Annotated in this window: 6 protein-coding genes and 1 pseudogene; 4 read left to right on the top strand and 3 right to left on the bottom strand. The window is 70.3% G+C overall.

The genetic code is table 11. The features are described 5' to 3' along the window. Together AX669_RS02485 and AX669_RS02480 are read left to right on the top strand one after the other, a co-directional pair. Positions 1–423 (top strand): siderophore-interacting protein (locus AX669_RS02485; protein WP_197418838.1); only part of this gene is annotated, 423 nt, incomplete at its 5' end. A 220-nt stretch (positions 424–643) separates the two neighbouring features. Beyond that, the gene (locus tag AX669_RS02480) at positions 644–1,102 is read left to right on the top strand and encodes a hypothetical protein (RefSeq protein ID WP_062256351.1); all 459 of its coding nucleotides are present in this window, start codon (positions 644–646) and stop codon (positions 1,100–1,102) included. Here AX669_RS02480 and AX669_RS02475 read toward each other — a convergent pair. Together AX669_RS02475 and AX669_RS02470 are read right to left on the bottom strand one after the other, a co-directional pair. Next, complete coding sequence (locus AX669_RS02475; protein WP_062256349.1) at positions 1,040–1,666, bottom strand: hypothetical protein; 627 nt, start codon at positions 1,664–1,666, stop codon at positions 1,040–1,042. The two genes, AX669_RS02480 and AX669_RS02475, sit on opposite strands and share 63 nt — an antisense overlap. Positions 1,667–1,724: 58 nt before the next feature. Beyond that, entirely contained in the window at positions 1,725–2,936 is a 1,212-nt protein-coding gene (locus AX669_RS02470; protein WP_062256347.1) for an MFS transporter, read from the bottom strand. Between the two features lie 92 nt (positions 2,937–3,028). Here AX669_RS02470 and AX669_RS02465 point away from each other — a divergent pair, with 92 nt between their 5' ends. Together AX669_RS02465 and AX669_RS02460 are read left to right on the top strand one after the other, a co-directional pair. Continuing rightward, positions 3,029–4,768, top strand: a complete 1,740-nt coding sequence (locus tag AX669_RS02465; protein ID WP_062256345.1) for an ABC transporter ATP-binding protein — start codon at positions 3,029–3,031, stop codon at positions 4,766–4,768. Positions 4,769–4,878: 110 nt separating this feature from the next. Beyond that, a complete protein-coding gene (locus AX669_RS02460; RefSeq protein ID WP_197418837.1) occupies positions 4,879–6,822 on the top strand; it encodes an ABC transporter ATP-binding protein in 1,944 nt (647 codons plus the stop codon). 92 nt (positions 6,823–6,914) lie between these two features. Here the strand turns inward: AX669_RS02460 and AX669_RS02455 are convergent. After that, a pseudogene (locus tag AX669_RS02455) lies at positions 6,915–7,446 on the bottom strand (NADH:flavin oxidoreductase/NADH oxidase); the annotation flags it as partial.

Raw genomic sequence — 7,446 nt, 5'->3', positions numbered from 1 at the left:
TCGGCCTACCCCGCGATCGCCGCGGCGCTCGATGCGCTGCCGCAGGACGCCGCGTGCACCGTCGTGCTCGAGGTGGCCGACGCGAGCGTGCACCCTCCGGTGCGCGCACTGGCGCACATGAACCTCGTCTGGGTGCACCGGGACGAGACGCGCAGCCACGGCGGCGGGCTCGTCGACGTCGTCGCCGCAGCCGACGTGCCGGGTCTGCGCGACGGTGATGCCCCCGACGGGCTGCGCGTGTTCGTGCACGGCAACGCCGAGATGATCAAGGAGATGCGCCGGTTGCTCATCGTCGAGAAGAGCGTCGCTCGTGCGCACGCGTCGATCTCCGGATACTGGCGCCCCGGCCATGACGAGGACGCGTGGCAGTCGAGCAAGCGCGAGTTCGTGCAGCAGATGGAGCAGGAACAAGACCGCGCCTGACCCCCGCGCCTCGCCCCCTGTGCCCATCCGCGATTCTCGTCCCCAACGGCGAACGGCGTCCCCATCGGCGATTTTCGTCCGCATTCGTCGAGGTCACGCTGATGGCCGGGCGCTCGCCCCCGCGTCACTGATCGCCTCGGCGCGATCGACGCCGAGGTCCGCGACGACAACGACGTCGAACGCGGCGCGCGGTCGCGGCGAAACGCGAGACAATGCCGCGGTGAAGTCCTGGTTGCTCCTGCTGCTCGTCGTCGCTGCTGCGGCCCTCGTCCTGCTGACGCGTCGTTCGGTGCGGACGTCCGTCGTCACGTGGATGGCGGCGCGGCTCGGCCCCGACGCGCGCAGCGGCCGGCGGGCCGCGCTGCTGTGGCACGGTTCGGCGTTCCTCGCCGCCGTCGCAACACTGACGGGCGCCTGGTTCGGTGTGCGCGCCGGGGGAGCGGCGCGCTGGGTCGGGGATGCGGCGGCGATCGCGGTCGTCCTCGGCTACCTGCCGTTCACGTCGCTGGGCGCGCCGAAGACGACCCGGTGGCAGAAGAGCTTCGGGCAGCATCTCGCCGAAGCGGGGGCTGCCCGAAGTGCCGCGACGGCCTGTGCCGACGTCGCGCGTGTGTTCTCAGTGGTCGGTGTGCTCGTCGCTCTCGCTGCGCTCGTCGTCGTCGCCGGCCGCGGGGCGTGAGGTGTTCGCGGATTCGATCTGACCGGCCGGCGCAGACGACTTCTGCTTCGTGCCGAGCGGGTCGCTGAGCGTCGACTCGAGCGTCTCCTTCGGCAGCGCCTTCTCCTGCAGACGGGCCGTGGACGCCTGGATCTGCTTCGTCACGTACGGCCCGACGAGGCTGATCGCCGCAGCTCCGACAGCCATCCACAGACGCGGGTGACGCACGCCGCGCTTGAGCAGCATCTTCTCGACGTTCTTGTCGATGCGCAGCGCGAGCCCGGACGTCACGAGGCCCATGCCGGCCGTCGCGGCGGCGGCCAGGTCGCTCATCGACGACGATGTGGCGCGCCCGTCGACGACGTTGATCGCCTTGTTCGAGTCGGCCAGGCGGGAACTCGCGGGACGGCGCTCGCCCGCCATCGCCATGCCGACGCTCGTCAGCGTCGACGACATCGCGACGCCGCGTCGCACCCAGCGCGGGAAGCGCGCGGGACGCACCAGCGTCGTGGCGGCCGCCGTCGCGGCGGAGATGGCGGCCTGCGCGGCCGGGGAGTCGAGAGCGGGAAGCGTGAAACGAGGCATGACCTCAGCCTAGCGAGAGGCGCTGACGCGGCACCACCACGTCGGCGACGTCGGCTGGTCACACCTGCGCAGCGCGCGCTTGCGCGCGCCGCAACAAACCGCGCGCCGCGACGGCGAGGACGAGGGCGACGCTCGTCGCCGTGAGCGTGACGGCGAACGCGGCCGTCGCGCCGTGGGCGTCGACGAGGCGTCCGGCGATGCCCGCTCCGCTGGCGTAGCCGAGGCCTGTCGCGCCGGCGAGGAACGTCATGGCCGTCGCGAGGCGCCCGCGATCGGTGATGAGTTCGCCGAGCGTGAACGTCGTGATCATGTACGGCGCGATCGCGAAGCCGAGGATGACGAGCTCACCTGCGAGCCCCCACAGCCCGTCGACGGCGAGCAACGGCAGCGACAGCACCCACATGGCCGTCGCGAAGAGGAGCAGCCGGCGCGCGTGATCCGGGGTGCGGCGCACGCGGCCCAACGCGAGGCCGGCGCTGACGGAACCGATGCCGAGCAGCGCGTGGAACAACCCGGCGCTCTCGGCGTGGCCGGCGGCGCGCGTCATCATCGTCGTACCGGTCTGGATCGAGCCGAACAGGTTGCCGATGAGGAACTGCGCGACGAACAGGACGGTGAACGCGGCGCTCCACACAGGTATACGCGACGAGCCCGTCGGGGCCGGCGTGACCAGTGAGGCGCTGGGGTGACGTGCGAACTGCAGACCGAACCACAGCAGCAGCGCCGAGGCGGCGAGCAGCGGCGCCCACGTCCCGAACAAGGCCGCGAACGCGCCGACGAGCATCGGGCCGACGACGAACGACGCCTCGTCCGCGGCTCCCTCGTAGGAGAATGCGGTCGTGACGAGCCGCCCATCGGCGCCGTGCGATCCGATGATAGGACGCCAGCGCACGCGGGCGAGCTGACCGATCTGCGGCAGCGCGAACCCGGCGAGCGCCGCGACGATGGCCGTCAGCCACCAGGGCGTATCGAAGTAGCGGGTGGCGACGACACCGACGAGGCCCGCCGCGCCGCCGAGGCACTGCACGAGAAGGATGCGCGTCTGGCCGAGCCGGTCGGTGAGGGAACCGAACCAGGGCGAACCGATGGCGTTGCACACCGCCAGCGCTCCCGCGCAGATGCCGGCGTAGGTGTAGGAGTCGGTCGTCGTCGCGACGAGCAGCAGCGTGCCGAGTTGCGACATGGCCAGTGGCAGGCGCGCGATGAACGCGACGACGACGTACCAACGGCCCGTGAGCCCGAACAACCCTGAATACCCGACGTGACTCACCCGCCCATGCTACCGGCGCCGTGAGGGCGCCGAAACCGCCGACAACCGCGACCTGACGGGGTTGTCGGTCCTGGCGCACCTAGGCTGAGCACGTGCTCGTCTCACTCGTGCGTCAGTCGCTGGCGCCCCATGGTCGGTTGCTGCTCGGGCTCGTCGCCGCGCAACTCGTCAGCGTCGCCGCGTCGCTGTATCTGCCGAACCTCAACGCCGACATCGTCGACCACGGCGTCGTACGCGCCGACACCGGTTACATCTGGCGCACCGGCGGCTGGATGCTGCTCGTCAGCCTCGTCCAGGTGTGCGCCGCGATCTGCGCGGCCTGGTTCTCGGCCCGCATCGCGATGAACGCCGGACGCGACATGCGGGCCCGCGTCTTCGGCGCCGTCCAGCGCTTCAGCTCGCGCGAGGTCGCCGAGTTCGGCGCGCCGTCGCTCATCACGCGCTCGACGAACGACGTGCAGCAGGTGCAGATGCTCGTTCTCATGGGCGCCAACCTCATGGTGACGGCGCCGATCATGATGGTGGGCGGCGTCATGATGGCGCTGCATCAGGACGTCGGGTTGTCGTGGCTCATGGTCGTCGCCGTGCCGGTGCTGGCCGTCGCGATCGGTCTCATCGTCTCGCGCATGGTGCCCGGGTTCCGCACGGTTCAGGAGCGGCTCGACGGCGTCAACCGGGTCATGCGCGAGCACCTGTCGGGCATCCGCGTCGTGCGTGCGTTCGTCCGGGAACCGCACGAGTTGCAGCGTTTCGGCGCCGCCAACTCGGCGCTCGCGAACGCGCAGATCCGCGTCGGCAACCTCATGGCCTTCATGTTTCCGACGGTGTTCCTCGTCATGAACCTCTCGACGGTCGCCGTCTGGTGGTTCGGCGGCCACCGCGTCGGTGACGGCGACCTGCAGATCGGCGCGCTGTCGGCGTACATGAGCTATCTCATGCAGATCCTCATGGCCATCATGATGGCCACGTTCATGCTCGTCATGATTCCGCGTGCCGCAGTGGCTGCCGAGCGCATCACGGCGGTACTGGACACGCGCTCGAGCGTGGTCGAGCCTGCGTCACCGATCCTGCCCGACGGTGGGGTGCGCGGCGTCGTCGAACTCGAGCACGCCGAGATGCGCTATCCGGGCGCCGACGAACCTGTCGTGCGCGACCTGTCGTTCACCGCCCGCCCCGGCCAACGCGTCGCGCTCATCGGCTCGACCGGTTCGGGCAAGTCGACGGTGCTCGGCCTCGTCGCGCGACTGTTCGACGTGTCGGCCGGCGCGGTGCGCATCGACGGCGTCGACGTGCGCGAACTCGACCCGCAGGCGCTGTGGGGCAGCATCGGCCTCGTCCCGCAGCACGCCTATCTGTTCTCCGGCACCGTCGCGTCGAACCTTCGCTACGGCAAACCCGACGCCACCGACGACGAGCTGTGGTCCGCGCTCGAGACGGCACAGGCGCGTGACTTCGTCGAGAGAATGGACGGCGGCCTCGACGCCGTCATCGAGCAGGGCGGTAGCAACGTCTCCGGTGGCCAACGGCAGCGATTGTGCATCGCTCGGGCGCTCGTCGCGAAGCCCCGCATCTACCTGTTCGACGACTCGTTCAGCGCACTCGACCTCGCGACCGACAGGCGGCTGCGTGCCGCGCTCGCGCCGCAGGTGAAGGACGCGACGGTGCTCATCGTCGCCCAGCGCGTCTCGACGATCACCGACGCCGACCTCATCATCGTCCTCGAGGACGGCGCGGCCGTCGGCATGGGCACGCACGAGGAACTGCTCGCCACGTGCGCGCCGTACCGCGAGGTGGTCGATTCGCAGCTCGGACGTCAGGAGGGAGCGGCGTGAGCCGCCGTCAGCCGTCGGGGCCCGCCGCATCGGCCGCATCGCCCGGCTCGGGCACTCGCCCGCCGGGCCCGCCGGCCGGAGGGCCGCGTCGCGGGGGTCATGGCGCGGCGATGGCGCCCGCGGAGAAGTCGCTGAACTTCGGCGCATCCGCGCGCCGCCTCATCGGGCTGCTGAAACCGCATCGGCTGCGCGTCATCGCGGTACTGGCGCTCAGCGTCACGGCCGTCGTCATGAACGTCGTCGCGCCGAAGGTGCTCGGCAAGGCCGTCGACGCAGTGTTCGCGGGCTCGGTGAGCATGCATCTGCCCCTGGGCTCGACGAAGGCACAGGCCGTGGCGGCGCTGCGCGCGTCGGGGCAGTCGAAGATGGCCGACATGGTCGCGGCGATGGACCTCGTACCGGGCGCGGGCATCGACTTCGACCGTGTCGCGACGATCCTGCTCACCGTCGTCGCGCTCTACGTCGTTGCATCGCTGCTGCAGGTCGTGCAGGCGCGTCTGCTCAACACCGTCGTACAACGGACGGTGGAGAAACTGCGCGCCGACGTCGACGCCAAGCTGCAGCGCGTGCCGCTGTCCTATGTCGACTCGCGCCCGCGCGGCGAGCTGCTCTCGCGCGTGACGAACGACATAGACAACGTCGGGCAGTCGATGCAGCAGTCGGCGGGGCAGCTGCTCGTGTCGATCTGCACGGTGCTCGGCGTCGTCGTCATGATGCTGACGGTCTCGTGGCAGCTGACGATCGTCGCACTGCTGACCATTCCCCTCGTCATGCTCGTCGCCGGGCAGATCATGAAGCGTTCGCAGGGGCAGTACGTGGCCCAGTGGGCGCACACGGGCACGCTCAACGGGCAGATCGAGGAGGCGTTCACGGCGCACGAGCTCGTCAAGGTCTTCGGGCGCGGGCCGCAGGTGGAGGCGGCGTTCGCGTCGACGAACGCCTCCTTGACGGAGGTCTCGCGCCGCGCGCAGTTCCTGTCGGGGCTGATGATGCCGATCATGATGTTCGTCGGCAACCTGCAGTACGTCGCGATCTGCGTCATCGGCGGCGTGCGCGTCGCGTCGGGGCAGATGACGCTCGGTGACGTCACCGCGTTCATCCAGTACTCGCGCCAGTTCACGCAGCCCGTCACGCAGATCGCGTCGATGATCAACCTGCTGCAGTCCGGCGTCGCGAGCGCCGAGCGCGTGTTCGAGGTGCTCGACGCGCCGGAGGAGTCGCGCGACGCCGGCGGGCGCGGTGCCGGCGAGAACGCGCACCTGCCGACGCCGCTGCGCGGAGAGGTCGTCTTCGATGACGTGCGCTTCGGTTACGACCCTGACGCGCCGCTCATCACGGGCCTCGACCTGCGGATCGAGCCCGGCCAGACGGTCGCCATCGTCGGGCCGACGGGTGCGGGCAAGACAACGCTCGTCAACCTCGTCATGCGCTTCTACGACGTCGATGCGGGTCGCATCCTCGTCGACGGGGTCGACGTGCGTGACGTGCCACGCGAGGAGTTGCGCTCCCACTTCGGGATGGTGCTGCAGGACAGTTGGCTGTTCCGCGGCACGATCGCCGACAACCTGCGCTACGGGCGGCTCGACGCGAGCGACGGCGAACTGCTCGAAGCCGCTCGCGCGACGTTCGTCGACCGGTTCGTGCACTCACTGCCCGACGGCTATGACACGATCATCGACGACGAGGGCGGCTCCATCTCGACGGGTGAGCGTCAGCTCATCACCATCGCGCGCGCCTTCCTCGCGCGGCCCGACATCCTCATCCTCGACGAGGCGACGTCATCGGTCGACACGCGCACGGAGGCGACGCTCCAGCAGGCAATGGCGGCGCTGCGTCAGGATCGCACGAGCTTCGTCATCGCCCACCGACTGTCGACGATCCGTGACGCCGACATCATTCTCGTCATGGAGAACGGCGACATCGTCGAACAGGGCTCGCACGACGATCTGCTCGCCGCGCGCGGCGCCTACTGGCGGTTGTACGAGGCACAGTTCGCCGGGGCGGCGCAGACCGACACGGACGAGGGGAAGGCAACGGACGTGCGACCGGCCTGACGGGAGCCGGATGATCCCGGCGTCGTCGTCCGCATGCTTCGGCCGGGAAGACCGCCCCGACGTTCTCGAGGGCCGGGGCGGTCGACGGCATCTCAGCCCCGGGCGTGCTCCCACGCGCCGCGCGTGTACTGCGCCGGATACGGCGTCTCGCGCCACGTCAGACCCAGTTCGGCGGCGGCGCGCAACGGCCAATACGGCTCGCGCAGGCCTGCTCGTCCGATGAGGACGACGTCGGCGTCGCCCTCGGTGAGGATCGCCTCGGCCTGCGCGGGCTCCGTGATGAGTCCCACGGCTCCGGTCGCAATATCGGCCCCGCGCCGGATCTCGGACGCGAAACGCACCTGGTAGTTGGGCCCGACGGGGATGTCGGCGGGCACGTTGCCGCCGGTGCTCGTGTCGACGAGGTCGACGCCGACGGACTTCAGCTCGCGAGCGAGGCGGACGGTCTCGTCGATGTTCCAGCCCGTCTCGGCCCAATCGGTGGCCGAGACCCGCACGAAGAGCGGCTTCGCCTCCGGCCAGGCCGCGCGCACCTCGGTCGCGATGCGCAGCAGCAGACGGGCGCGGTTCTCGAAGGAGCCGCCGTACTCGTCGTCACGGCGGTTGGAGGCAGGGGAGAGGAAC

Origin of the sequence: Dermacoccus sp. CCH2-D9, from assembly GCF_001556795.1 — a bacterium.
Taxonomy (GTDB): domain Bacteria; phylum Actinomycetota; class Actinomycetes; order Actinomycetales; family Dermatophilaceae; genus Dermacoccus; species Dermacoccus nishinomiyaensis.
Note: the sequence above shows the minus strand (reverse complement) of the source record. Positions and strands in the feature narration are given on the sequence as shown.

What these genes read in the sequence shown, in the direction of transcription:
- AX669_RS02475 (WP_062256349.1), bottom strand. Translation starts at nt 1,666, where the DNA reads ATGCCTCGTTTCACGCTTCCCGCTCTCGACTCCCCGGCCGCGCAGGCC.
- AX669_RS02460 (WP_197418837.1), top strand. Translation starts at nt 4,879, where the DNA reads ATGGCGCCCGCGGAGAAGTCGCTGAACTTCGGCGCATCCGCGCGCCGC.